Source organism: Helicobacter pullorum NCTC 12824, from assembly GCF_017979475.1.
Lineage (GTDB): Bacteria > Campylobacterota > Campylobacteria > Campylobacterales > Helicobacteraceae > Helicobacter_D > Helicobacter_D pullorum.
On sequence record NZ_JAERIT010000001.1, the window covers coordinates 59,484 to 84,178 of the forward strand.

Sequence of the window (24,695 nt, forward strand, 5' to 3'; positions counted from 1 at the left end):
GAATCCTTTTGTAAGAAGTTTTGCTAGAGTATAGCAAAGAATTTCATAGAATAGAATAATTTTAGATAAGAATCTTTTTACTTTTTAAGAAGCGTGAAATTCTGTTGCATTGAATGAAGATTCTTTTTTGTTTGTCTTAAAATTTGCTATGGAATTAACCCCAAGATTCTATCAAGAACAAATGAGATTCTAGCAATCCAAAAATAGCAATAAATGCTCATTGCTGCCTTATAACATTTTGATTGTGGAGTTCTTGTAGAGATTTAACACTAAAAGCAAAAGCAAAATTTGTTATAAAAACAAGCAAAAAAATGCGCAATAAAAGCATTTTTTGCATTATGCTTTTGCTTCCTTGATCATTTGATTAATGAAACTATCTATTTCTTTAGAAGTTTTAGAAGTTAAAGTGCTAGAATATCCATTGCCATAACTATATGCTTCTATTGCTTGTTTGTTTTTCAAGTCTTGATTTTCCTTTTCTAATTTTTCTTTTTGGTTGAGTATATCAAAAATACTTTGGGTAGTATCAAAGTTATAATTTTTAGCATTCAAAGGAAGTAAAAAATCATCATTAGAGGTATTATATTCTATTTTTACATCGATACAAGCTACTCCCATAGTAATATCAGAGCCATAGCCATAAATACTATAAACATCTTCCCCTTGTGTTTCCCAAGATACTTTAGTGCCATTAATATCTATTGAGTTAGAGCGAGAATAAAAAGATAATACACTAGAGATTGCATCTGCAATCTTTTCTTGTTGTGCAGGAGAGAGCATATCTGTAACTTGAGAAAAAAAAGAATAACCACTCATTAGCATTTTTTCTCTTCTATATGTGCCAACTCCCATAGCTAAAGTTGAAGAGGTAATTTCATCCGCATTCCCATTTTGAACATCTCTCTTTATCTCTACTAAAAAATTTTCAAATCTTTTATCCAATTCTTGAGCTTCTGTTCTTATGCCATATTCCAATAATAAATTAGATATTTTTCTATCAAATTGTAGATTAGCTATTTCCTCACTAGGTTTATAATTATCTTTTAAGCCATCATTAGCGTAAAAATCATAGCTTCTTTTCATAGTGCTTTCCATAAGCTCAGGATTCTTTTTGTAAAGCTCTAGCATAACATTATCCATTTGCTTATTTAGAAATTCTTGTGCTTCCTCTACTTCTTGTAGAGTAATGTTTTTAGTAGCTTTTTCTTGTAGTTTAGTGTCAATCTTGCTAATAAAGCCTTTGTCCTCATCGTAGAAAGTTCCTGCACTTAAACGCAATGTTTCAACATCACATAATCCACGAACTATAACTATATTTCTAGAGTCCCTCCAGCTCTCTTGATAAAAATGTGTTTGATTACTTATCTTGTCTAAAATCTCACTATCGCTTAAATTTGTTTGTTCTGTATTATCTTGTAAAGGTGAAAGGCTATCTTGAGTATTAGAAGTTTTATTAGAATTACTATATAGGCTTGTGTAAGCTCCCATATAATTGTTGTAGGTATTAGATATACTAGCCATTTGCCTACCTTTTCTAAAAATGATAAAAAAATTAAGAAAAAGTAAGCAAAAGGTGTTCCATTATTTGCAAAATATTGATTATAATCCCTAAAATGCCATTTATTTCATCAAAACGCATAATCTTGCAAATTTGGATAATAAGTGCAAAATAAACAATCTATGTTGCAAGGATAGGAAGTTTTTCAAACAAGGCTTAAAATGGCGTTTGGATAGTCATCTAAGGCTTGTAGATAATTTAGCCATTTTTGCGTCTCTATCCTAAAGTTAAATAATTGGAGCTTCTATATTCATATTATCTTTGTCATTAGGGGGCGGTGTAAATTGCGTTTGCGTGTTTTGTGCTGCGGATTCATAGATAATTTCTAATGTGTTTCTAGAATCTGTGCTATCTACAAAACGCGTGCAATGTTTATGGAAAGTAAGTTTTACCATTCCTGTTGGACCATTTCTTTGTTTGCCAATGATAATTTCTGCCTCTTCTTCATTTTTGGGAGTGAAGTTTGATTTGTATTCTTTGCCTTCTTTTTTTGCGGCTTCTTCTTTTTCTTTTTCATCTTTTTGTTTATAAACCGCATCGCGATAAACAAAAAGAATAATATCCGCATCTTGTTCTATGGAGCCAGATTCTCGTAAATCTGAAAGCATAGGGCGTCTATCACTTCTTGATTCAAGACTTCGGTTGAGTTGTGATAAAGCAATGATAGGAATCTCAAGTTCTCTTGCAATCATTTTTAATCCGCGACTTATTTCACTTACTTCTTGATGTCTATCTTTTTTGCCATCAGCACTGCTCATAAGCTGCAAATAATCAATTACTGCAAGTCCGATTTCTGGGTGTTTGGATTTGATTTTACGCATTTTTGTGCGAAATTGATGAATGGTTAATAAACTATTATCATCAATAAAAAGCGGTGCATTTGACATAACATCAGCAGCGTGAGTTAGTCTTTGCCATTCATCATCTTGCAAATTCCCTACTCTTAGGTGTTGCAAGGCGATAGAAGTTTTGGCAGAAAGCATTCTTAACATCAATTGTTCTGCTGGCATTTCAAGGCTAAAAAACGCCACTCCTCTTCCTGTGTCAAGTGCCTTTTGTGCCATATTTAAAACAAGTGTAGTTTTTCCCATTGCTGGACGAGCTGCTACGATGATTAAATCACCTTTGCCAAAACCGGTGGTTTTTTCATTGAGAGAATGAAAGCCAGTATCCACGCCAATAAGGACGGAGTTTCCTTTTTGTTTCATTTCTTCAATATATTTTAAAGTAGAGATTGTAACTTCTTTGGAATCTTTAAATTCTCTATTTTCATGCACATTTGTAATCTTATAAAGCTCGCTTTGGAGATAGTCTATTATATCTTTAACGGGGTGGTCTGCTTCATTGCTTGCTTCATTGATTTTCATTGCCAAAGAATGCAATTTGCGTTTGGTAGAATCTTCTTTGATTTCATTGATATAAGAATTAAGGTCGCTAATGGGATTAGTTGCTAGAATATTTAAAATTTCTTCTTGTGAGATAGGGCGAGATTTGGTGGATTTTTTGAGGATAAATTCTTCATCAATGGGCATATCTAGTTTTCGTAATTCAAGCATAGCAGCAAAAATATTTTGATTTGGAGTGTATAAAAAATCCTCTGGGCTAAGAATCTCTGCTACATTATCAAGTTGTTCGGGGTCAAAAAAAATAGAACTTAAAACAGCTCTTTCAATTTGCACTTCCATAGATTAGTCTCCTTGTTTGATAGTAAAAAATAAATGTGTTAAAGCCGCAAGAGCAAAAAAGGGAATGAAAAAATTTAGAAAAGGAATGAGGCTTAATCCATAAAGTGGCAAAATTAAGCTTCTTATAGAAGTTTTGTAGGTTTTTTTTATGGTTTTAAATTCTGTTTTTTTGAAAATATTTTCTCCGACATCTTGAGAGAGTGTTTTTGAAAATAGCCAATAGTTTGGAAGTAAGACAAAAAGCGTCCCCACAAAAGGAATAAAATAAAAAGGAATTAAAATAAGCAAGAAAAATCCATATACCAAATAAATCCATACAAGCGACAAGATTGAAGAAAATAAGCTAGTATCAGGTGCAATTTGGATATTTTGGTAATGCCGCTTATGGATGAAATTCACCACTAATGGAGTCAAAAATGAACAAATGATAAGATTGCTAAGAAGACTTAATACCAAAAAACTAACAAAAAGCACGATAAAAAGAGTGGCTTTGATGATAAAATCTAATATGCTTTGAATCCAAGATAACCAAGAAGTTTCAATGGCTAAATCTGGGCGGATAAAATCATATAATTCTAAGAATAAATTATCACCAAAAAAATAAAAGATAATTGCCCAAAAAAGCAAAGAAATCACCAAAGGCAAAATAGCAAGTTTTAGCATAAAAGGCGTGAAAAAATCATTTTTTGCATTTTGCAAATGTTGTTTGGTTTGGATAATTATATTTCCCATTTTTTGCCTCAAATTTATAGTTGATATTGTTTGATAGATTCTACCTTTTTTGTGCTAAAAGATAAATAGGCTCATAAGTTAGTTGATTGTTGAAATATTCTTGATAGGCTAAAAGTCGCTTTTTTGTAAGAATAAAAGAATCTCCATAAACATTTACACCCGTGTTTTTTAGATGTCTAAATACTTCAATTGGTGTGTGAAAATGCAGAGTTTCTAAAGTGCTAAAGCATTCTAAAATATCCCAATCTTTTTTCAAAATATCATAATATTGATGGATATCCAAATATTCTAAGCCAACGCCTAGAAACTTTTTGATTTCAAAGAGATTCTTTGTGCCAAAAATACCTAAGAGTAAATACGCATTTTTGCAAGCAAGTGAAGAGAGTTTGGGAAGAAGAATGTTTTGATTGCACCATTGCAATGCAGCATTAGAGGCGATAAAATCAAATGGTAAATTTTGATAAAAATTTTTTATCATTTTTATATTTTCCATATCAAATTGCAAAAATTGAATTTTTTCTCCCACAAATTCTTTGGAAAAATCTACAATATCTAATGCCAAAAAATGTTCGAATGTCAAAAGGTTGCAAATTTTTTTTGAGAAGCTACCATTGCCACAACCAAGTTCTAAAATATTTTGAAAATGGATTTTTTGTTTGTGTTTCATTAAAATTTCAAGCAGAGTATTTTGCATTTTTTCTTGAATTATAGCGGCTGAAGTATAGGTATTTTGGGCTTTTAAAAAGGTTTTTTGGAGCTTAGATTTTAGCATAAAATTCCCAATCAAAAAAGACAAAATGCGGAGCTTGAATTTTAAAAATCTGGTTTTGATAGCCTTTGTAGTGCCAAAAGTTTTCTTGAATCTCTGTGAAAAATACCTCATCTTTGAGAGAAATAATAACCCTATCCCACGGGAATTGATTTTCAATGATTTTCCTATGATCTAAGAAAAATTGTAATTCTTTTTTTAGCAAAGATTCTTCTAAAAAGGTAAAATTTTGCGTTTTGGGTAGGTGTTCTCCAAAAAGATTGTTTTTAAAGGATTCTAAATTGAATCTTTTTTGGGTTAGAGCAAAAAGCTTTGGGTGGATTCCATAGGTTTCATCAATCCCATATTCTGTGCCATTTATAGCAGTTTTTGAAGCGAATTTTAAAGGGCATTGTGTAGAATTTAAAAATAAATTTGCCGCCCAAACTCCCATAGAAAAAGCAAAAAGATGAAATGTTTTATCTTGGAGGGATGGGAGTAGATTGTTTAATATTTCAAATTTCAAATGTTGGTAGTTAAAAACCAAAATCCAGTCATAATTTTTGGGGATAAAGTTTTTGAAATGCGTAGGATGAGATGCAAAACCTCCAAAAATTAATAAAATATTTTTATTATTATTAAGCTCTTGATATATATTCATTATCAATTTCTTTTAAAATGTGATGGAGTGATTGGAGTTTGCTAAAGGGCATTTTTTGTGTGAGTGAAAACCTCAAGCAAGCACGATTATTTGGAATTGTTGGCGGTTTTATGGCGGGAGCAAAAAACCCTCTTTTTTCTAATTCTTTTTGGAAAAATACCGCTTTTTGATTTTCTTTTAGGACAAGGCTTAAGATATTGTAATCCCCCATAATTTCATAGTTTGTAGCTTCTTGTAAAGAGCTTTTGAAGTCAAAACTAAGTTTGGCAAGGTTTTTTCTTTCTTGATGAAGTTTTGGCAAATGCAAAAAAGCAAAATAGCTCATAGCTATATTAACAGGCGGTAATGCAGTGGAATAAATAAGACTTCTTGCGAAGTTGATAAAATAATCTTTGAAATCTTGATTGCATAGCATACAAGCACCCATAGAGGCTAGAGCCTTGCCAAAGGTGAGAATAATAAAATCAATGTCCTTCAAATAGGGATAACAAATTCCTAAACCATTTTCCCCAAAACTACCTATACTATGGGCTTCATCGATATAAAGATAAACATTTTTAAAGCGATTTTTTAGGGCAATGAGAGATTCTATTTTCGCAAAATCTCCCTCCATGCTAAAAAGCCCTTCACTTAAAATAAAAATCAATTCAAAATTGTTGGCATTTTTTTCTAAAATTTTCTCTAAATCTTGCATATCATTATGCAAAAAGCGTTTTAAAGATATTTTGCTAAAGGATTTTAGTCCATCAATATGGCTTGCATGAATACTTCTATCAGCCAAAAATAAGACATTCTTAAGCCTAGAGAGAGCATTCAAAATCCCAACATTTGCGTGATAACCACTATTAAAAAGTAGAGCTTTTTTGTGATAAATGGATTCCAAATGGCTTTCAAAAGCCTCATAAATTTCAAAATTTCCGCTTAAACTTCGCGAGGAAGAGCTACTAAAAAAGCAATTTTTTTTGAAAAGTTCAGAATCTAAAAATTCATGAATAAATTCTTGGTTGCTAGCAAGATTTAAATAATCATTACTAGCAAGATTAAAAAGCCATTTTCCATTTTTTTGGATTTCTAAATCTTGGTGTTTTTGGGCAAAAAGTGTGCGAAAATTTGAAGAATCTTTGAGTTCTTGCAAAATTGTTTGGAGGGGATTTTTCAAAAAGTCCCCTAGGCTTTTGAAGTTTGCAAAAGTTGTGCAAATTCCTTGAAAAGTGCGGTGGATTCTAGCGGTCCGGGTCCAGCTTCTGGGTGATGTTGAAGTGAGCAAATAAGGGCATTTTTGTATCTCACTCCCTCGATAGTTCCATCAAAAAGATTCCTATGGGTAACTTCTGCAATTTCTTGAATGGATTCTGGAATTGAATAGTTGTGATTTTGAGCGGTGATTTCAATTTGTTGGGTGAATAGGTTTTTTACAGGGTGATTGCCACCATGGTGTCCAAATTTGAGTTTGTAGGTCGGATAACCTTGCGCTAGGGATAACAATTGATGTCCTAGGCAGATTGCAAAAAGTGGTATTTTTGCTTCAATGAGTTTTTTGATTTCTGCGATTTCTTTTGTCAAAACTTGGGGATCTCCGGGACCATTGGACAAAAAGATTCCATCAAACTCTTTGTTTTGGTATTGTGCAATCAAGGCTTTAGCGTCAAAATTATGTGGAATTACTTTTACATTAAAACCGGCATTAACTAGCTCTCTTAAGATGCTTTTTTTGATACCAAAGTCAATGGCTAGGATTGTTTGGTCGGTTTTGGGGCGTGAAAAGTCCATTGTAGAGAAGTCAAATCTTCCTTCATTGTGTGGATAGGATTCTTTGGTGCTTACTTCTTGGATATAATTGATTTCTTCGATTCTAGGGGAAGATTCTAAAATCTTTTTTAGTTCTTCTTTGTCAGAAATTTCTGTGGAGGCAACCATCATCATCGCCCCTTGTTTTCTTAGGGTTTGTGTGATGCCTCTTGTATCTATTTCACAAAGCCCCATTACATCATGCTTTTTGAGAAAACTGCTTAAGCTTTCATCGGCTCTAAAATTAGAATAAAAAGAATTATAATGGTGGCATAAAATACCCTTTGCAAAAACGCCTTTGCTTTCCATATCTTGTGGGTTTGTCCCTACAATCCCGATTTCTGGCATTGTAAAACAGATAAATTGCCCTGCATAGCTAGGGTCTGTCGTGATTTCTTGATAGCCTGTCATTGAAGTATTAAAAACAAGTTCGCCAACAGATGTTTTGCTTGCTCCAAAACTTTTAGCCTCAAAAAACATTCCATTTTCTAAATAAATCCAAGCATTTTCTAAAGTCTCCATTATAAGAATCCTTTCTTTTTTAGTTCTTCTTGATAAAGTCTATCAAAAATCAAGTCGTATTCTTCAGAGCCAAAAATAATTTTGCGTTTGTAATTGCTAATTTTTTCATTCACAATTTCTTCAATTTCATTATAAATTTTTGTATAGCTATCAATGGCTTTGAATATAATATTCTTGACGCGTGTTTCAGAAGTTGAAAATTCAATCAAATCTTCATCATAGAGTTCATCTAGGATTTTATGTGCAAGATTATTATAACGATCTTCCCAATTTAAAATAAAGTTTTGATTCTCGGCAAGTTTATGTTTGATTTTCCAAAAAAGTTGGTGTTCATCAGCTTGCATAAACTCGATTTCATCTAAATTTTCTTCTAAAATTTCTCTTGCTTTTTCTTCAATTCGCATTTCTTCTTTGATATCTTCTTCAATAAATTTTTGTGCAATTTTGCTAATAGGCTCAATTCCGTGTAAGACATTGACAAATCCGCAGTTTGATAGATCAAGTGCTATTTTGTTACCGATATAAGGTGCATGTGGGAGTCTAAGCTTCATTGTTATAACCTTAAATAATTTTTTTGCTATTTTAGCGTTTTATCTCTTAAAATATTGCTTGTAAATTTATGAGGAATGTTATTTTGAAATTAAAATTTGATTTTCTTCTAGTTCTTGTTTTAAGTTTTGGGCTTGAATTTGAAAATCCTTCGTATAAGTATGGAAATGGGCTATTTTGATTTGGGTGTAGTTTTGGATAAAATCGTCCATTTGCGGATTTTGTTCTTTGGATATAATGAGCCCTAAAATTTCTATATTTCTTTGTTTGAGTGCCTCAATACTTAGCAAAATGTGATTGATTCCACCAAGATAGTAGCTACCTACCAACAATGTAGGCAAACGATATTTTTCCAAATAATCAATCATGCACATTTTAGAATCCAAAGGAGTAAAAAGCCCGCCTGCACTTTCTATTAAAAGATGATTAGAGTGAGGCAAAGGGATTTCTAAGCCATTGTATTTGATATTTTCTCTTTGCATGCCAATATGTGGGCTTGCTGGAGTTTTGAGCAAAATTCCTTGAGGATGGATTTTGGTTTTTGGGCTAAGTTCTTGAATCTTTTGGCTATCTGTTGGGATTCCTGCTTGAATGAGTTTAAAATATTCAAATCCATAAGCATAGCACAATGCTGCACTTACTGAGGTTTTTCCAACATCGGTATGACTTCCACAAATGAAAATTTGCATTTGTTTCCTTAGCACACACTCTTGCTTAGTGTTTTTGCAAGCCCACCAAGAGCGGTTTCTCTGTATTTTGCATTCATATCTTTACCTGTTTGATACATGGTTGCAATAACATTATCAAGGCTAACTACCGGGCGACTTTTGCGGGTCATTGCCATTCTAGCAGCACTAATTGCCTTAATGGCTCCAAAAGCATTTCGCTCTATACAAGGAATTTGCACTAATCCAAAAGCAGGATCGCAAGTTAGTCCTAAGTGGTGTTCCATAGCAATTTCTGCGGCATTGCAAGCTTGTTCTATATTGCCTCCAAGTATGGTTACCATAGCAGCTGCTGCCATAGAGCTAGCCGAGCCAATTTCGGCTTGACAACCTGCTTCAGCTCCGCTAATGCTTGCATTTTTTTTATAAAGAGAGCCTATCATCATTGCAGCAAGCAAAAAATCTATTGCCAAAGAATCATTGAAGCCAACACTATGATTTTTTAGATAAAGCATTACGCTAGGAATTACTGCACAAGCCCCATTTGTCGGTGCTGTTACTACCTTGCCTCCCCCTGCATTTTCTTCTGCAATGGCAATAGCATAAAGACTAATATAATCTAAGATTCCAAATGGGTCTGTGGTGGGGTGGATTCTTTCATAAAGTCCTTTTGCGCGCCTGTGGAGGTTAAGGGGTCCTGGGAGGGTAAGATTTTTTGGGTGACAACCTTGGTGGTAAGAATCTTGCATAACTTCCCAAATTTCCAAACAATAGGATTTAATTTCTTTTAGAGAGTGAAACTGCTTTTCATAAAGCAAAGAGATTCCCGAGAGATTTTTTTTGTGTTTTTTGGCGGCTTGTATGAGTTCTTTTGCATTATTGATTTGCAGTGGTTGGTTTGTGGCTTGTGTGGCATTATCTTGTTGCATTTGCATTTGATCTTTTATAAATCCACCACCTATGGAATAATATCTCTCTTGGAGCAAGAGTTTTTTGTCATCTCCATAAGCACAAAATTCCATCGCATTTTCATGAAGTGGTAAGAAATCATTGCAAAAATGAATGTTTTTTTCATAGACAAAAGAAATTTCTTTTTTGCCAAAGAGATTTAGGGTTTTATTTTCAAAAACGCCTTTGAGTATTTTTTCTTGCACAGAAGCAGTGATTTCTTTGGGGGTTATACCGCTTAACCCCCAAAGCAAAGCCTTGTCGCTTAAATGCCCTTTGCCTGTAAGGCTTAAAGAACCAAAGAGTGTGCAGTTTATTTGGTGTGTTTTTTCAAGTAGATTCTTGTTTTCTAATAGCTTACAAAAAGTGTTAGCAGCGATGATTGGACCTAGAGTGTGAGAGGATGAAGGTCCAACACCGATTTTGAAAATACTAAGATTGCTCATAATTATAAGAGTTTATAAACTACGCTTGTGATTGTAAGAATCCCTGTGATAATGACAAAAATATCTAATGCGGGATTTTTGTATTTTTTGAGCTTACTCACTCCCCAAATAGCTATCATTGGCATAATAAACAAAATCATTGCAATAATAGGACCGCCTAAATCTTCAATAAAGCCCAAAATGCTAGGATTTAAATAGGCTACAACAATGATTGTAACATACATAAAGATTGTGCTAAAGATTTTAATGCCTTTGATATTTGGGTTTTCGTTGCCAGACATTTTAATGGCTTTGCGTAAAATTCCATTTAAGCCCTCATAAGCACCAAAATAATGCCCAAAGAAAGAAGTAACAATAGCCAAAAAAGCAACCAGTGGCGCACCATAAGCGATAAATGGGACATTTAGTTTGTTGGCAAAATAAGAAAGAATAGGTATATTAGCCTCTCTAGCTGCTTGGAAATCCGTAGAATCTAGGCATAAAATACAAGAAAAAACAAAAAACATAACAAAAATTAAAAGCATAACAGCGGTTCTAAAAAGAATTTGATTTGCCTTTTGGCTAGAGGCTTCCCCATATTCTCTACGCACACTTAAAGTAAAAGTAGAAATTGCTGGAGAGTGATTAAAAGAAAAAACAAGCACAGGCAAAGTTAGCCAAACAACTTCAATGAAATCTTTTGCACTCGGTGCAGTTTGGATAATTTCTAGCTTCCAATGTGGAATGAGATAAAAAGAAAAAGCAAAAAGCACTAAACAAAGTGGATAAACTAAAATGTTACAGGCTTTGGTAATAGTTTCTTCTTTGAGAAGCATAATAGACATCATCGAACTTACCAAAACAAAAGCCAAAATCGCTCTAACACTTGGATAAAGCTGCATAGTTTGTGAATCATAAAGGCTAGTTAGTTGCAGTTGGTTGATAAAAAAGCTTGCAAAAGTGTTAGTAATGCCAACACCATAGGCTAGACAAATTGGATAGATTGCAAAGAAATACAAAATGGTAATAAAAAAGCTTGTATTTCTACCCCAATACTCTTCAGCTGCGTGAGTAATGTCGTGTTCAACGCTTTGGGATTCATTGACAAAGCGGCTTAAGGCTCTGTGAGAAAGCCACACCATAGGGAAAATTAAAATTGTCATTACAACAACAGGCCAAAATCCCCCCGTCCCTGCTCTAATGGGCAAAAACAAAATCCCTGCTCCAACTGCTGTTCCAAAAAGTGAAAGCATCCAACGCGTGTCAAATTTCGTCCATTTCATAAAAACACCTTATCAAAGTTAATTTAAAGCAAATAACTTTATTAAAAATCATCTAAAACTAAAATAAAATCTTTTTGTAGAGAAAAGGTTTGAAAATCATCTTGATAGATTCCAAAAATATCAACAAAATAAAGATTATTTTTTGTCAAGCTAGAATCGAATTTTTTGATAATGGCAGTATAATGAAAGTGGTTATCTATGGTCATAGAAAAGGTTTGAAAGCCTTGAGATTCTAAGTTTTTATTGGCAATCTCATCTTTTAATGCTTCTTTAAAAGAAACCATATACAAAGAAAGCCATTTGGTGTGAGTGTGTTGGGTGGAGATTTCTTGAGTGAGGGATTCTTGCTTTAGGGAAATCCATAAAACCATTGCACCAAGGATAACAAAAAGTATCAAAGGCAATAACACAAAAGCTCTCATAAAGTTTCTTTTGCGATGAAATCTTCTATGCAGATTTTTTGGTTTTGGTGATTTGTGCAGAGTTTTAGGATAATGCCTAAATCATTTTGAGAGAGATAAAAGGAATCAAGATTTTTGGCTAAGAGATAGGTTTTGTCTTTTGTTACCAAAGAAAGAGAATCATTAAAATGAAGCATAGAGGGTTGGGAGAGAAAATATATTTTGGGCAATAAAGAAAGGTTGGCATTTTTATGTGTTTGCAAAAAGATAGGGATGGTGCTTTGCATAGAGGTGGCATTTAGATGTAGAATTTTGGCTTTGTATTCTTGGGAGTAGAAATCTTTTGGGGCTGTGAAATTTTGTAACATAAAAAGTGCTTCAAGAGAATGGGTATAGGAAGTGCATTTTTGGTTTAATGAGGCAGTAGAATCTCTGTGAATGGTTAAAAACTCTAAAGAAAGATGGGCATTAATTTGGAGTGTTTTAGGGTCAAAAAATCCATGCAAACAAGGTATTGAGTAGCTTCCAATAGAGATTTTTTCTCGGATTTTGGGATAAAAAATCAATGTTTTGTTTTTGAGGTTTAATGGAGAGCTACTAAGGGATTCTTGAGTGTCAAGCATTAGGCTTGGTTGTATAGAGTTTTGTAGAATCTTTTTGACTTGCAAAAGGGCATTTTGGGTTTGCAGTTGGTGTTTTATATTCTCTTGTATAGGGGTGTGATGTTGGTAGATTTTAAGCAAAGAAAAACCGCTAATTACTCCGATAATTCCTAATATTCCAAGCACAATTGTGATTTCTATTAGACTAAAAGCTTGTTTCATTGTGTAGCATTAACTTCATAAGGATATAAAATTTCTTGAATATTTGAAAAATAGACACATTGAGAGTTGATTTTGTCGCAAATAGTAACTTTTTGTAATATCAATTCTTGGGATTGATGATTATCTGCGGATAAATTTAATGCAACACTTTGTAGAAGCGTAGTCATAAGAATGCTTAAAACAGCAATAAAAATGATAATTTCTATTAGGCTAAAGGCTTTTTTTGTGGGCATAATGTCCTCTGATATTTTAAAATAGTTAAATAATTTTAAACTTTTTTAAGTAGTATTATTATAAAAATTTGGAATAAAATCAATGAAAGGGGAGGGGTGATTAGATTTTTTTCTGGGAAAGAGATAGTTTTTTATTTTTTGCCTGCCAAAGAATGTGATAGGGAGAATTTGGAGGATTTTTTAGAAGAGAAAATTTGCAAGATTCTCAATCTTAAAATGGATTGTGAATATTTTTTAAGATATTTTGAAATCCAAAATAATTTTTATTGTTTGTTGCTAAACAAAGAAGCATTGCAAGGCTACACTCAAGATTCTGAAGATTTTTTAACCCACCCTGTATTTTTTACTTCGCAAATGTTAAATGCCAACAAAGAGTATCAATTTTTTATTGTAGAAAATACATTTTGTGGCACGGAGTTTATGCTTGTTGGTTATTTTAAAGATAAGATGATTTATTTGCAGCAGTTTAATGCTTTGGAAGATGCAATGGCTAGAATGATGGAATTTAGCCAAAATTACCCTAATGCGACTTTTTATTTTTGGTCTCTTGATAAGAGCAATGAGAAAGAATTTCAAAAATATTCTTCTAAAATAGAGATTTTAGAGCAAAGTTGGGAAAGTTTGACTTTGGAGGAACAATTTAATTTTAATCCCATACAAAAGGAAATTCCTCTTAGAAAACAAAGAGTGGGCAAGCTTTTGTCGTTTATGGCAGTTGGAGGAATTTGTGGAGTATTTTATCCTTTGTTGCTGTTTGCTTGGGCTTTGTGGGAGGGCGAAAATTGCAAGAATCTACAAGAACAAATCAAAAAACAAAAAGACACTCAACAATTGCAAGTGCAAAACTATTCTGCCCTTCAAAAAGAAATTTTGGCTTTGGAGCAGAAGCATCAAAAACTACAAGAAGTTTTTGCACAAAATGAAGCATTCTTGCAGCGATTTTTGCCCACTAGTCCTAGAATATCATCGTTTTTTGAGCAGATTAGTTCGTATTTGCAGATTCAAGATGTAAAAATCGCCTATTTTCACGCAAATAAAAATATTTTTGAATTTTTGCTAGTTGGTGAGGGGAGTGCGGAATTTTTGAGAATCTTAGAGCAAGAAAAATTGGGGAAATTAGAGGTTATTCAAGCAATCGATTCTTTTTATTTTGTAAGGATTGCGGTGTGAAAGAAATTCTAAAGAAAATTGAATCTTTTTTGGAAACCAAAAGCAAAAGAGAGATGATTTTGATTTTTGTGCTTGCTTTTTTGTGTTTTTTTACCTTAACATTTATGTTAATTTATGATAGAGCTTGGAATTATTTTTTGACTATAAAGCAAACTAAATTGGATTTAGAACGACAACTTTTATCTTTGCAAGAGCAGCCCCCTATCCCAAAAGTTTATGGAGATAAAGAGCTAAAGAGCGAAATTCAAAAATTGGAAGATTCTATTGTGCTACAAGAAAAGCAAAAAGAGAGATTGCAAGGCAATTTTAATCACTTTTTGGCACTAAACTATTTGGGGAAAAAGTATTTTTTGAACACTTTTGTAATCCAGCAAGAAGGCGAGGGGTTTTTGTTGTATGGGGAGGGAAATTTCAAAGAAGCCTTTTTGTTTTTGGAAGAATTAGAAAATTTGCAAATGCTGGATATTAAGGGTGCTTCAATTTATCCCAAAAAGAAGAATTTGGAGTTTTTTATGAATCTTGAGGCACTTTATGGGATTTTGCAATGAAAAAGATTGGAGGTTTGTTGATTTTGGCGGGGTTTGTGTTTGGATATGATCCTTTTTTCTATGAAGAGAGTGAAATGAGGCTTTTTGGAGTGATGCAAGATAGGGCAAAAATTAATGGAAAATGGTTGATTTTGGGAGATGAAATAGAGGGATTTAAAGTAATGCAAATCCAAGAGAAATGTGTAATTTTAGAAAATGAAAACCAAGAAATCAAAACGATTTGTTTGGAAAAAACTAGGAGATTTTTTTGAGAATTTTTATGCGAATAATATATGGGTGGATTTTGTGTGTGGGTGTTTCTTTTGCTTGTGAAAATCGTGTTTTTGATTTGACTTTGCAGGATTTTGAAGTTAAGATTTATGAGGTGTTAAGCGAGTTTGCCAACACTTGCTCTTTTAGCGTTGTTTATGGAGATGATGAGGTAAAAGAACATTTGGATAAAAACTTAACTATGGTTAATTTTAAACAAAAAGATTTGGAGTTTGTTTTTGATTTGCTTTTTAGCCAAGCCAACTTGCATTATTCTTATGCAAATCATATTTTGACGCTCAAAACAAAAGACACAAAAGTTTTTAAAATCAATTATGTTAGCACTAATCGACAAGGTAGCAGCAATACTTCTGTGTCTATTAATAATGAGGATAATTTTTCAAAGTTTCCAAATTATGCTTATGTGGGGAGCGAAAATTCCTCACAGACACCGAGCAAATCAGGGATTAATATTACAAGTGAAGATGGGTTTAATTTTTGGGAGACAATTAAGCTTGAAATTTTGGGAATATTAGGAGTGCAAGAAGATTCTCAAGAATCTTATGTGGTGATTAATAAGGGGGCGGGTTTGGTGAGTGTTAGAGGGGATAAGGAGGGTTTGGAGAGGGTGGAAGCTTATATCCAAAAACTCCATCAAAGACTTCAACAGCAAGTGCTTATTGATGTGCATATCCTAAGTATTACGCACACGCACTCTGATACTACGGGGATTAATTGGGATGGGTTATACAATATACAAAATATTATGATTCCTGCTTTTAGCGAAGGGGCGAGTTTTGGAGGAGGTGGAGAGGTTGGTAATGTGAGTGGGATAAATATTGTCGGTCAAAATGGTTCAAATGCCTTGCAATACGGGATTAATATTTTTTCACAAGGACTAAGTCTTAATCGTATTATAGAGTTTTTAAAAACTTATGGTAAGGTTGAATCAATCTCAAATCCCAAAGTGCTGACGCTCAACAATCAACCTGCAATGATTAGTGTGGGAGATATTTTGCGTTATCAAAAAAGCTCGATTTATCAAAATACAAACGCACAAACTACGCTAACTAATACAGATAATGAATATCCAAGTATTTTTGCGGGAGTTTTGTTGGATATTACTCCGGTAATTTTTGGCGATGAAATTATGCTAAAAATCAATCCTTCAATCACCAAAACCAAAGAGAATCGCACAGAGATTCCAGCCACTGCTTTTGAATCTCCCCCAAACTTAACCACTAATCAACTTTCTTCAATTGTGAGTGTAAAAAACAATCAAAAAATTGTTTTGGGTGGCTTGATTTCTAAAAATATTTCTTCAATAGAAAATAAGATTCCGGTTTTGGGAAGTATTCCGCTTATTAAGCCTCTTTTTTCTTATTCGCAAGATATAGAAAGAACAGAGGAGATTGTTTTTATTATTGAGCCAAAAATCATTTCTCAAGAGATACAAGAAAATCTTAGTTTGAAATCTTTGGGCTATCAGCTAATGCAAGGAGAATAAATGTTGAGGATTGCAATGTTGTTTATTGTTGTTGGGGGATTTTTGATTGGGGTTGGATTTTTGGGGATGCCAAAAACAAAAGAAACTCCCCCTAAGGCTTGTTGGTATGTGAGTGCTAAGACGCTTAATATCCGAGAAAAGCCTAGCTTAGAATCTGCTATTTGGGGTGTTTTGCAAAAGAATACTAAAATTTGTGAGTATGGGGGCGTGCAAAATGGGTTTTTGCAAATATCAAGGGGCTGGGTGGCAATGGATTATTTATCTTCTAATCCGATTCCTCATCCTAAAATTCAAGAAAAATTAGCTTTTGAAAATAAAAAAATAGTGCTTAGAAGTCATCTTAAAGAAGAGAATAAAGATTCATTAAAAGAAGCAAGAGAATATTTTGCTAATTCAGATTACAGAGCGGCTAAAAATTTAGCTTTGAGGGCTAATTATGAGAATCCTAAGAATCCGGAGAGTTGGGAAATTTTCACAAAAAGCTTGTATTTAGAGGGCAAGAAGCAAGAAGCCATTAGCATTTTAGAGAAATTTTTGCAAACACAATATGATGAAAATTTATTTAATTTGCTAGAAAAAATGCAAGGAGATAAGATTTGAAGCAAATCTATGATTATTTTAATGGAGAATTCAAGCTGGATTCTATTAGCCTTGCAGAACAAAAAGAGTTTTTTGAAGAAGCGGCAAATAAACTCAAAGTGCCTTTGTTTAAATTAAGAGATATTCACAAAGAAACTGCACTTTTGTTGAGCGTGGAGCAAATGTTGCATTTTGGGGCAATTGTGGTTGAAAACAAGGAAAATAAGCTTGCTATAGCCTTGAAGAATCCCTTGGATAAAACCCATCAAGATACATTAAGAATGTTGTTTAGGGATTTTTTGATAGAGTTTGGATTGATAGCAAAAGAAGATTTCAAAGAGGCGATTTTGTGGCTTAAAGGGCAAGAGAGGCTTAAGGAGATTTTGGAGCAAATTCCCTATGAGATAACTAAAGATTCTAAGGGAGAGCATTCAAGTATTTTGGAGCTAGTGAAGCTTGTTTTGCAAGAGGCTGTGTATAAAGGGGCAAGTGATGTGCATTTTGAAAAGGATTTTGAAAGTTTGAGAATCCGCTTCCGCATAGATGGGGTTTTGGTGGAATATTTGTGTTTGGAAGATTGGCTTTTAAATCCGCTTAGCTCTTGCATTAAGCTTTTATCGCATCTAAACATTACAGAGACGAAAATCCCACAAGATGGGAGATTTTCTTTGGGGTTGGAAATAAGAGGAGGAGAGCAAAGAATCTTTGATTTTCGTGTTTCTACACTTCCCCTAATAGAAGGAGAATCTATCGTGCTTAGAATCTTAGATAAGCAAAAAACTCTTATTCCTTTGGAGCATTTGGGGTTCTCATCTAGTGAGCTAGAGAGCATTGTTGAGCTATTTAATTTGCCCTATGGTTTGGTGTTTATCACAGGTCCAACAGGCAGCGGAAAAAGCACCACAATGTATGGTATTTTAAATATCTTAAAAGAGAGAAATCTAAAAATTATTACGCTAGAAGATCCGGTGGAATATCGTTTGAAGCATATTTCCCAAGTGGCAATGAGTGATAAAATTAGCTTTGCTGGGGCTTTGAGGAATGTTTTGAGGCAAGATCCAGATGTGATTATTCTAGGCGAAGTGAGGGATAAAGAAACATTGCAAATTGCTATTCAAGCAGCATTTACAGGGCATTTGGTGTTTGCTACATTGCATACAAATGATTCGCTAGATACCATTGTGAGGCTTTTGGATATGGGGCTTGAGCCTTATTTTATCGCACAATCATTGAGTGGAATCATCGCCCAAAGGTTATTGAGAAAACTATGCATTTATTGCAGAGAAAAGCAAAATGAAGGTTATGTGTCTAGGGGCTGTGAAGCATGCAATTATACGGGCTATAATACAAGGGAAGCTATTGCGGAGATTCTTGTGATGAATCAGGATTTGGAGGATTTTATTTTCAAAAAAATAGAAAAAACACAAATGCTCTCAAGGCTAGAGCAGGTAAACCCAAATTTCACTTTGATAAAAAAGGCTTTCAATAAAGCAGAATGCGGAATTACAGATTTAAAAGAGGTGTATAGGGTAGTAAAATAATGGCGACTTTTTGGGTAAAGTTTAAAAAACAAGGGAAAATTTATCATCAGAAATTTAATGCCAAAAGCCAAAAAGAGCTTGAAATCAATTTGCGTAATCAAAAAATATTTGTTTTGAGTATTGAGCCCAAAGAGGATTGGTTAGAAAAAATAATGATTTTTCAAAAACCAAAAATTAGTGAGGTTTTGAGTGCGTTTTATCAGTTTAAAATGGGCTTAAAGGCAAATTTGGCATTGAGGGAGAATCTAGAGAGTATCCAGCGGCATACCAAAAATAAAATGCTCCAAAAGCAGTTTTCAAAAACTTGTCAAGCACTTTATAAGGGTAAAGAGCTTTCATTGTGCTTTAAAGAAGCGGGTTTTTCTGACTTTATTTGTGCAATGATTAGTGTGGGGCAAAAAAGTGGCAGGTTAATTGAGGTGGTAGAATTTATCATCATAGAGCTTAAAAATACGCAAAAAAATCATAAGATTCTTAAAAAAATATTGCTGTATCCTCTTTTTGTTTCTTTGGTAATGGTGGCAGTGTTTTTGGGGATTACTCTTTTTGTTTTGCCGCAATTTGAAAGTTTGTTTTTGGGGTTTGATACTAATTTGCCTTTGGCGAGTAAAAGTTTGCTTTTTATGCGAAGTGTGGTGTTGGATTATGGATTTTTTATTTTGGTGGCTGTGGTGGTATTTTTGGTTTTGTGCGTTAATTTGTATAATAAAAGTTTGGCTTTTAAAACAAAATTTTCTTTTTTCTTGCTGCAAATACCTTTTTTGGGGAAAGTGTTTTATTTTTATCAAACTTCGCAATTTTTATTAGGATTTTATTGGCTTTATAAGAATAATTTGGAATTAAAAGAAGTTTTGGAGATTGCTATTAAATCTGTAACAAATGTTTATTTGAATCAAAAATTGCAAGGGATTTATACAGGCATTGCAAGAGGAATGTTGATAGCCGATAGTTTTGAGGGGAGTGGAGTTTGGGATTCTTTGAGTTTGCAGCTTTTGCATGGAGCCAAAGATCAAGAGGGATTTTTGGAAGCTTTGGAGGTGATTTTGTCTCTTCATCAAGAGGAATTGCAAAGCAAAAGTGAAAATTTGCTTTCTATGATGGAGCCAGCAATGATACTTGTATTGGGGGTGCTTGTTTTGTGGTTGGCATTGGGGATATTTTTGCCTCTTTGGGAATTGCCTATGCATATTAAGCAGTGAATGATAAAGAAATTATTTGGTTTTTTATCAAGAATATTATAAAATATTTCATTTCTAAGGTAAATTTATATTCTAAGGATTGTAATGAAAAAAATAATCGCTATTTTGGCTTGTAGCTTGACTTTTGTCAATGCAGGTTTGGAAGATAATTTTAAAAAAAGTATTAAAAATATCGCAGATGTTGAGGTAGAAGTAGAGTTCAAAAAAGAGTTGGTTAGCTTTCCTTCGATGTTTTTTGTGATTGGAAAAACACAAGGGGGAGATATTTTTCCTGTAATTGTGAGTAAAGATGGAGAGTATTTTATCGGGCTTAGTAATGTTTTAAAATTGAGCAATGTAGATACGCAAATGATGAGAGATGCCTTAGAGAAGGCACAAAAAGAAAAAGAGCAAAAAGATTCTAAGGTTTTAAGTCAGCTTTTTGATGGGTTTTTGGAGAGCGATTTTGTCTATCTAAAGGGAGATGGTAAGAATCTTCCTACCAAAATAGTGGTAACAGATCCGGATTGTCCTTATTGTAGAGAGCATTTAAAGAATGTTGATGCAGAGCTAAAAGAGGCAAATCTCAAGCTTATTTTTGCGCCCATTCACCAAAAAGAAGCGTTTATTAAAGCACAATTAATCATGAATGAAGTTGCCAAACTTGATGCAGGGGATACGAAGGGGAAAATTAAAGTTCTTGAAAAATATTATAGAGACATTACTCTTGATGCAGGGCAGTTAAAAACAGATTATTCACAAATTACCAAAAATACAGATAAAATTTTTCAAACCGGTGTAATCAAGGGAGTCCCATTTATTTTTGAAGAATAAAATGAACGCTTCACTTGTATTGACAAAAAAGGAAAACGCCACTCTTAGGCTTGATGGAATTTGGGATTATAGAATCTCAAAATCCATTTTGTCCCAGCTAAAAGCCATTAAATTAACAAATGTTAAGATTAATATTGTATTGGGAGAGCATTTTGATTTGGATTTTTGCGGTGGTGGGGTTTTGTTGGAGTTTGTAACGGAATTAGAAAGTCAGCAAAGAATCCTTGAAAATCAATTGCAACAAAATCCTAAAAGCCAAAAAATTTTCAAAATACTTAGCACCAAAGAAATTCCATCTAGCACGAATCTAACGCAAAATATTATTAAAATCCATTCAGATAGTTTTATAATTATTAAAAATAACATTAAAACTTTGATTTTGTCCTTGGGGTTTTTGGGGGAGATTCTTTATACCTTTTTAGCGAGCTTTATTAATTTCAAAAGCATTCGATTAAAAGCTACTTTTTATTTTATTCAAGAATCTCTTATTAAAGCCGTTGGTATTGTGGCTTTGGCGTGCTTTTTGATTGGGATTGTCATTGCCTATCAGGGTTCAATCCAGCTTAGGCAATTTGGGGCAAGTATTTTGATTGTAGAGATGAGTTCTATGCTAACTTTGCGTGAAATGGCGCCGATTATTACTGCAATTATTATTGCAGGGAGAAGTGCATCAGCCTTTAGTGCGGAGATTGGAATGATGCGTGCTACTCAAGAGATTGATGCAATGCGTGTTATGGGGTTTAATCCGATGACATTTTTGGTTGTGCCTAGAATGTTGGCACTTTGTTGTGTTTTGCCTCTTGTTGTTTTTATTGCCGATTTATTTGGGCTTGTGGGCTCTATGTTTGTGTGTCAAATTCAATTAGATATAAGCACAGAGCAGTTTTTGGAGAGATTTTTGCAAATGGTAGATATGAGGCATTTTTGGGTGGGAATAGCAAAAGCACCATTTTTTGGGCTGATTATTTCTTTTATTGGCTGTTTTCATGGATTTAGCGTGGCAAAAGATACTAGAAGCATTGGTGTGCATACAACTAAAAGTGTCGTAGAATCGATTTTTTTTGTTATTGCATTTGATGCGGTTTGTTCGGTGATTTTTACAGAAATGGGTTGGTAAATGCAAAATATCCAAAATATTATAGAAGTAAAAAATCTCATTACAGGTTATGGGGGAAATATTATCCACAATCAGATTAGCTTTGAGGTGCATAAGGGCGATATTTTTGCGATTCTTGGGGGAAGTGGAAGTGGGAAAAGCACGCTTTTAAATACAATGATTTTTTTAAAAAAGCCTTTAGAGGGCGAAGTTAGAATCTTGGGTAAAGATATTTGGCGTTTAGATTTTCAAGAAATTTTGGAGATGAAATTAAAATTTGGCGTCCTTTTTCAGTTTGGGGCTTTGTTTAGTTCTTTAAATGTTTTGGATAATTTGCTTTTGCCCTTAAGAGAGTATTCGAATTTTAATTCTAATGAAAGTGAAAATATCGCTTATTTTTGGCTAACAAGAGTGGGGCTAGATTCTAAGGTTGCAAAGCTCTATCCTAGTGAGTTAAGTGGCGGAATGGTAAAGCGAGTGGGTTTGGCTAGAGCATTGTGCCTTAGTCCAAAGATATTGTTTTTAGATGAGCCAACAAGCGGTTTAGATCCAAAAGGCGCAAGGCATTTTGATGAATTAATTAAAGAGCTTAGAGACTTGCTTGGAATTAGCATAGTAATGGTAACGCATGATATGGATAGCGTAAAGGGAGTGGTTGATAGAATGATTGTTTTAAGAGATAGGCAAATATTTTTTCAAGGGAGTTTGGAGGAGTTAAGTCAAATCACAGATTCTTTGGATTTATTTTTGTATCAGATTTAAGGAGAGGGGAATGGAAGCACGATTAAATTATGTTTTATTAGGAAGTTTTTTCGTGATAGTTTTGTTTGCTTTGGCGGGATTTATTTTGTGGATGGGCAAATATGATAGAAATCTTAGCGAATATAGAGAATATTATATTTATAATAAAGAACTTCCAGCGGGCATTAGGATAGAAACGCCAGTAAAGTATCTTGGCTTGCCTGTGGGATTTGTCAAACAATATGAATTAAGCGGGGATAAAGTAGAGATTATCATATGGGTTAAAAAGGAAATTGTATTAAATGAAGGGAGCAAGGTGGTTGTAGAGAGGCAAGGGATAACGGGAGGAGGATTTTTTGCTTTGATACAAGGAGAGGGTGCTCCCTTTGGAGATTCACAAAAAGCTATTTTGGGATTCAAGGAAAATTGGATAGAGCAAGTGGGGACGAAAGCTGAAAAAGTAATGGGGCAATTGGAAGTAAGCCTAGAGAGATTTAATAGGCTTCTTAGTGAGCAGAATCTTAATAATATAGAGATGGGATTAGATAATTTTTCTAAGTCTTCTGGAGAATTTTATGGATTGCTAAAAGAAGCTAGAGGGGAGATTTTTCAAATCGGTAAGGTCAGGGATAGTTTTGAGCAAAGTTTAAAAGCAGGAGATTATAATTTGAGGCTTATTCTAACGCCATTGCTTTTTGAGTTGCAGCAAAATTCTAAAGCTTTGCAGCATATATTGCAAAAGGGCAATGGTATTTTAGATGATTTTAGGGACTCTCCAAGCGGCTTTTTGTTTGATAGCACAAAGGTTAAATTAGGACCTCGCGAATAAAGGATAAAAATGAAAGCAATAATGTGGTTAATAAGCGTGATTATGGGCGTATTGTTAAGTGGTTGTGTGGGCAAAGAGATAGCACCTATTAATCATTATCAATTTGAGATGGAACACAAAGAAGCAAAATGTAATAAAACGGGGCTATATGGGTGGCTTGGAATAGAGGCTGAAGCTAAGATTGATACTTCAAAAATCGCCTATATCAAAGAGCCAAATAAGGTTGAATATTTTGCCAAAAATCGCTGGATAGATAATTTGCCAAATTTGCTTGATGTGTTGGTGTTGAAAGTAGCAAGAGAAAATTGTATAGTGTTGGCAAAAGATAAGCAATTTTTGACTGATACTTTGAGGCTTTATATTTTGGATTTGCATTATGATGAAAATTTGAATTCCGCGGTATTTGAGGCATTGTTGGAGCAAACTAAAGGAGAGCAAATAGAGCAATTTTGGATTTTGGAGACTAAAGAGGTGTCAAAAGGTGGGTTTGAGGAGATTATTAGGGCTATGAATGAGAGTGTGTTGGAGGGGATTTCTAAGGTTTTTACAAGGATAAAGTAGTTTATGTGGTATAAGATTTTTTTAGAGAATTTATTGCTTGAAGTGGTGATTGGGATTTTGCCTTTTGAGAGAGAGAAGCGGCAGAAAATACGGATTGATGGAGAATTTGTTTATTTTAAAAATAATGAAGATGAATTTTTGGATTATAGGGATTTAAGGGAGTTTTTGAGCGGAGCATTTATGCGAGAATTTGGATTGTTAGAAGAGGCATTAGAATTTTTTGCCAAAGAGATTCCAAAGAATTTTCCGCAAATTAAAAAGTATAGACTTAAAGTTACAAAGTTGGAGATTTTTGGGGATTGTCAAGTGGCATTGGAGATTAGTCAATAAATTTGCTAGAATCATAAAAAACTTAACAAGGATATAAGATGGAATTGCAAATTGGAGATAAAGCACCAAATTTTAGTTTGCCAAATCAGGATAATGCCGAGATTTCTTTGCAGGATTTTAGGGGAAGTTGGGTAGTTTTATATTTCTACCCCAAAGATAAAACGCCCGGTTGCACTCAAGAGGCTTGTGATTTTCGTGATAATTTAGCAAATTTATCAGGGCTTAATGCGGTAGTTTTGGGGGTAAGTCCAGATAGTGTGAAAACTCATCAAAGCTTCATTGATAAAGAATCTTTGAATTTTACGCTTCTTAGCGATACAGACAAAAAGGCACTTAAAGCTTATGGTGCTTGGGGGCTAAAAAAGCTTTATGGCAAAGAATATGAGGGTGTGATTCGTTCTACTTTTGTGATTGATCCTCAAGGCAAAATTGCCTTTTTGTGGAAAAATGTTAAGGTTAAAGGGCATATTGATGCCATCAAAGAGAAATTGCAAGAATTGCAAGGCTAAC

At 33.8% G+C, this 24,695-nt stretch carries 28 protein-coding genes; 14 read left to right on the plus strand and 14 right to left on the minus strand.

What is annotated here, in order from left to right:
• Positions 1-336: 336 nt before the first annotated feature.
• The 14 genes from JJQ98_RS00285 to JJQ98_RS00350 form a co-directional block, all read right to left on the minus strand.
• On the minus strand, positions 337-1,521 hold the full coding sequence (locus tag JJQ98_RS00285) for a hypothetical protein (RefSeq protein ID WP_151104953.1): 1,185 nt from the start codon (positions 1,519-1,521) through the stop codon (positions 337-339).
• A 264-nt stretch (positions 1,522-1,785) separates the two neighbouring features.
• The gene (locus JJQ98_RS00290; RefSeq protein ID WP_060662917.1) at positions 1,786-3,243 is read right to left on the minus strand and encodes a replicative DNA helicase; all 1,458 of its coding nucleotides are present in this window, start codon (positions 3,241-3,243) and stop codon (positions 1,786-1,788) included.
• A 3-nt stretch (positions 3,244-3,246) separates the two neighbouring features.
• Entirely contained in the window at positions 3,247-3,975 is a 729-nt protein-coding gene (locus tag JJQ98_RS00295; RefSeq protein ID WP_054198000.1) for an EI24 domain-containing protein, read from the minus strand.
• A gap of 40 nt (positions 3,976-4,015) precedes the next feature.
• Positions 4,016-4,747, minus strand: a complete 732-nt coding sequence (locus JJQ98_RS00300; RefSeq protein WP_054197999.1) for a methyltransferase domain-containing protein — start codon at positions 4,745-4,747, stop codon at positions 4,016-4,018.
• Positions 4,734-5,384 carry a pimeloyl-ACP methyl esterase BioG family protein gene (locus JJQ98_RS00305; protein ID WP_104719572.1) on the minus strand — a complete coding sequence of 217 codons (651 nt, stop codon included), beginning with the start codon at positions 5,382-5,384 and terminating at the stop codon, positions 4,734-4,736. Before JJQ98_RS00305 ends, JJQ98_RS00300 begins: the two co-directional genes overlap by 14 nt.
• Positions 5,362-6,543 carry an aminotransferase class I/II-fold pyridoxal phosphate-dependent enzyme gene (locus tag JJQ98_RS00310; protein ID WP_151104954.1) on the minus strand — a complete coding sequence of 394 codons (1,182 nt, stop codon included), beginning with the start codon at positions 6,541-6,543 and terminating at the stop codon, positions 5,362-5,364. The genes JJQ98_RS00305 and JJQ98_RS00310 overlap by 23 nt, the downstream gene beginning before the upstream one ends.
• Positions 6,544-6,551: 8 nt before the next feature.
• Positions 6,552-7,694 carry a glutamine-hydrolyzing carbamoyl-phosphate synthase small subunit gene (gene carA / locus JJQ98_RS00315; RefSeq protein ID WP_134044029.1) on the minus strand — a complete coding sequence of 381 codons (1,143 nt, stop codon included), beginning with the start codon at positions 7,692-7,694 and terminating at the stop codon, positions 6,552-6,554.
• Positions 7,694-8,245, minus strand: a complete 552-nt coding sequence (locus tag JJQ98_RS00320) for a DUF507 family protein (RefSeq protein WP_054195235.1) — start codon at positions 8,243-8,245, stop codon at positions 7,694-7,696. The genes carA and JJQ98_RS00320 overlap by 1 nt, the downstream gene beginning before the upstream one ends.
• 78 nt (positions 8,246-8,323) lie before the next feature.
• Complete coding sequence (gene bioD / locus JJQ98_RS00325) at positions 8,324-8,932, minus strand: dethiobiotin synthase (protein ID WP_151104955.1); 609 nt, start codon at positions 8,930-8,932, stop codon at positions 8,324-8,326.
• A gap of 8 nt (positions 8,933-8,940) precedes the next feature.
• Entirely contained in the window at positions 8,941-10,302 is a 1,362-nt protein-coding gene (locus tag JJQ98_RS00330) for an L-serine ammonia-lyase (protein WP_115057221.1), read from the minus strand.
• A 2-nt stretch (positions 10,303-10,304) separates the two neighbouring features.
• Positions 10,305-11,564 (minus strand): SLC5/6 family protein, encoded by a 1,260-nt coding sequence (locus JJQ98_RS00335; protein ID WP_151104956.1) that lies wholly within the window; start codon positions 11,562-11,564, stop codon positions 10,305-10,307.
• A 41-nt stretch (positions 11,565-11,605) separates the two neighbouring features.
• Complete coding sequence (locus JJQ98_RS00340) at positions 11,606-11,986, minus strand: hypothetical protein (RefSeq protein ID WP_065827510.1); 381 nt, start codon at positions 11,984-11,986, stop codon at positions 11,606-11,608.
• A complete protein-coding gene (locus JJQ98_RS00345; protein WP_151104957.1) occupies positions 11,983-12,789 on the minus strand; it encodes a type II secretion system protein in 807 nt (268 codons plus the stop codon). The genes JJQ98_RS00340 and JJQ98_RS00345 overlap by 4 nt, the downstream gene beginning before the upstream one ends.
• Entirely contained in the window at positions 12,786-13,022 is a 237-nt protein-coding gene (locus tag JJQ98_RS00350) for a type II secretion system protein (protein WP_151104958.1), read from the minus strand. The genes JJQ98_RS00345 and JJQ98_RS00350 overlap by 4 nt, the downstream gene beginning before the upstream one ends.
• Positions 13,023-13,118: 96 nt before the next feature.
• Between JJQ98_RS00350 and JJQ98_RS00355 the strand changes: the two genes are divergently transcribed.
• From JJQ98_RS00355 to bcp, 14 genes are all read left to right on the plus strand, one after another.
• On the plus strand, positions 13,119-14,192 hold the full coding sequence (locus JJQ98_RS00355) for a hypothetical protein (RefSeq protein ID WP_151104959.1): 1,074 nt from the start codon (positions 13,119-13,121) through the stop codon (positions 14,190-14,192).
• Positions 14,189-14,740, plus strand: coding sequence for a hypothetical protein (locus JJQ98_RS00360; RefSeq protein ID WP_151104960.1), 552 nt, complete (start codon positions 14,189-14,191; stop codon positions 14,738-14,740). The genes JJQ98_RS00355 and JJQ98_RS00360 overlap by 4 nt, the downstream gene beginning before the upstream one ends.
• Complete coding sequence (locus JJQ98_RS00365; protein WP_005021705.1) at positions 14,737-14,991, plus strand: hypothetical protein; 255 nt, start codon at positions 14,737-14,739, stop codon at positions 14,989-14,991. The genes JJQ98_RS00360 and JJQ98_RS00365 overlap by 4 nt, the downstream gene beginning before the upstream one ends.
• An 8-nt stretch (positions 14,992-14,999) precedes the next feature.
• Positions 15,000-16,496, plus strand: a complete 1,497-nt coding sequence (gene mshL, locus JJQ98_RS00370) for a pilus (MSHA type) biogenesis protein MshL (RefSeq protein ID WP_247596630.1) — start codon at positions 15,000-15,002, stop codon at positions 16,494-16,496.
• Positions 16,497-17,096, plus strand: coding sequence for an SH3 domain-containing protein (locus tag JJQ98_RS00375; RefSeq protein ID WP_151104962.1), 600 nt, complete (start codon positions 16,497-16,499; stop codon positions 17,094-17,096).
• Positions 17,093-18,616 carry a GspE/PulE family protein gene (locus JJQ98_RS00380; protein WP_210670760.1) on the plus strand — a complete coding sequence of 508 codons (1,524 nt, stop codon included), beginning with the start codon at positions 17,093-17,095 and terminating at the stop codon, positions 18,614-18,616. The genes JJQ98_RS00375 and JJQ98_RS00380 overlap by 4 nt, the downstream gene beginning before the upstream one ends.
• The gene (locus JJQ98_RS00385) at positions 18,616-19,815 is read left to right on the plus strand and encodes a type II secretion system F family protein (protein ID WP_151104963.1); all 1,200 of its coding nucleotides are present in this window, start codon (positions 18,616-18,618) and stop codon (positions 19,813-19,815) included. The genes JJQ98_RS00380 and JJQ98_RS00385 overlap by 1 nt, the downstream gene beginning before the upstream one ends.
• Positions 19,816-19,899: 84 nt before the next feature.
• Positions 19,900-20,628 (plus strand): thioredoxin domain-containing protein, encoded by a 729-nt coding sequence (locus JJQ98_RS00390; RefSeq protein ID WP_005021692.1) that lies wholly within the window; start codon positions 19,900-19,902, stop codon positions 20,626-20,628.
• Between the two features lies 1 nt (position 20,629).
• Entirely contained in the window at positions 20,630-21,745 is a 1,116-nt protein-coding gene (locus JJQ98_RS00395) for an MlaE family ABC transporter permease (protein WP_151104964.1), read from the plus strand.
• Positions 21,746-22,486, plus strand: coding sequence for an ABC transporter ATP-binding protein (locus tag JJQ98_RS00400; RefSeq protein ID WP_210670761.1), 741 nt, complete (start codon positions 21,746-21,748; stop codon positions 22,484-22,486). It begins immediately after the preceding gene.
• A gap of 10 nt (positions 22,487-22,496) precedes the next feature.
• Positions 22,497-23,294 (plus strand): MlaD family protein, encoded by a 798-nt coding sequence (locus tag JJQ98_RS00405; protein WP_054195224.1) that lies wholly within the window; start codon positions 22,497-22,499, stop codon positions 23,292-23,294.
• A 9-nt stretch (positions 23,295-23,303) separates the two neighbouring features.
• Positions 23,304-23,855, plus strand: a complete 552-nt coding sequence (locus JJQ98_RS00410; RefSeq protein ID WP_151104965.1) for a hypothetical protein — start codon at positions 23,304-23,306, stop codon at positions 23,853-23,855.
• A 3-nt stretch (positions 23,856-23,858) separates the two neighbouring features.
• Positions 23,859-24,185 (plus strand): dihydroneopterin aldolase, encoded by a 327-nt coding sequence (locus tag JJQ98_RS00415; protein ID WP_065837876.1) that lies wholly within the window; start codon positions 23,859-23,861, stop codon positions 24,183-24,185.
• A 38-nt stretch (positions 24,186-24,223) separates the two neighbouring features.
• Positions 24,224-24,694, plus strand: a complete 471-nt coding sequence (gene bcp / locus JJQ98_RS00420) for a thioredoxin-dependent thiol peroxidase (protein WP_005021684.1) — start codon at positions 24,224-24,226, stop codon at positions 24,692-24,694.
• The last annotated feature ends 1 nt before the right edge of the window (position 24,695 follow it).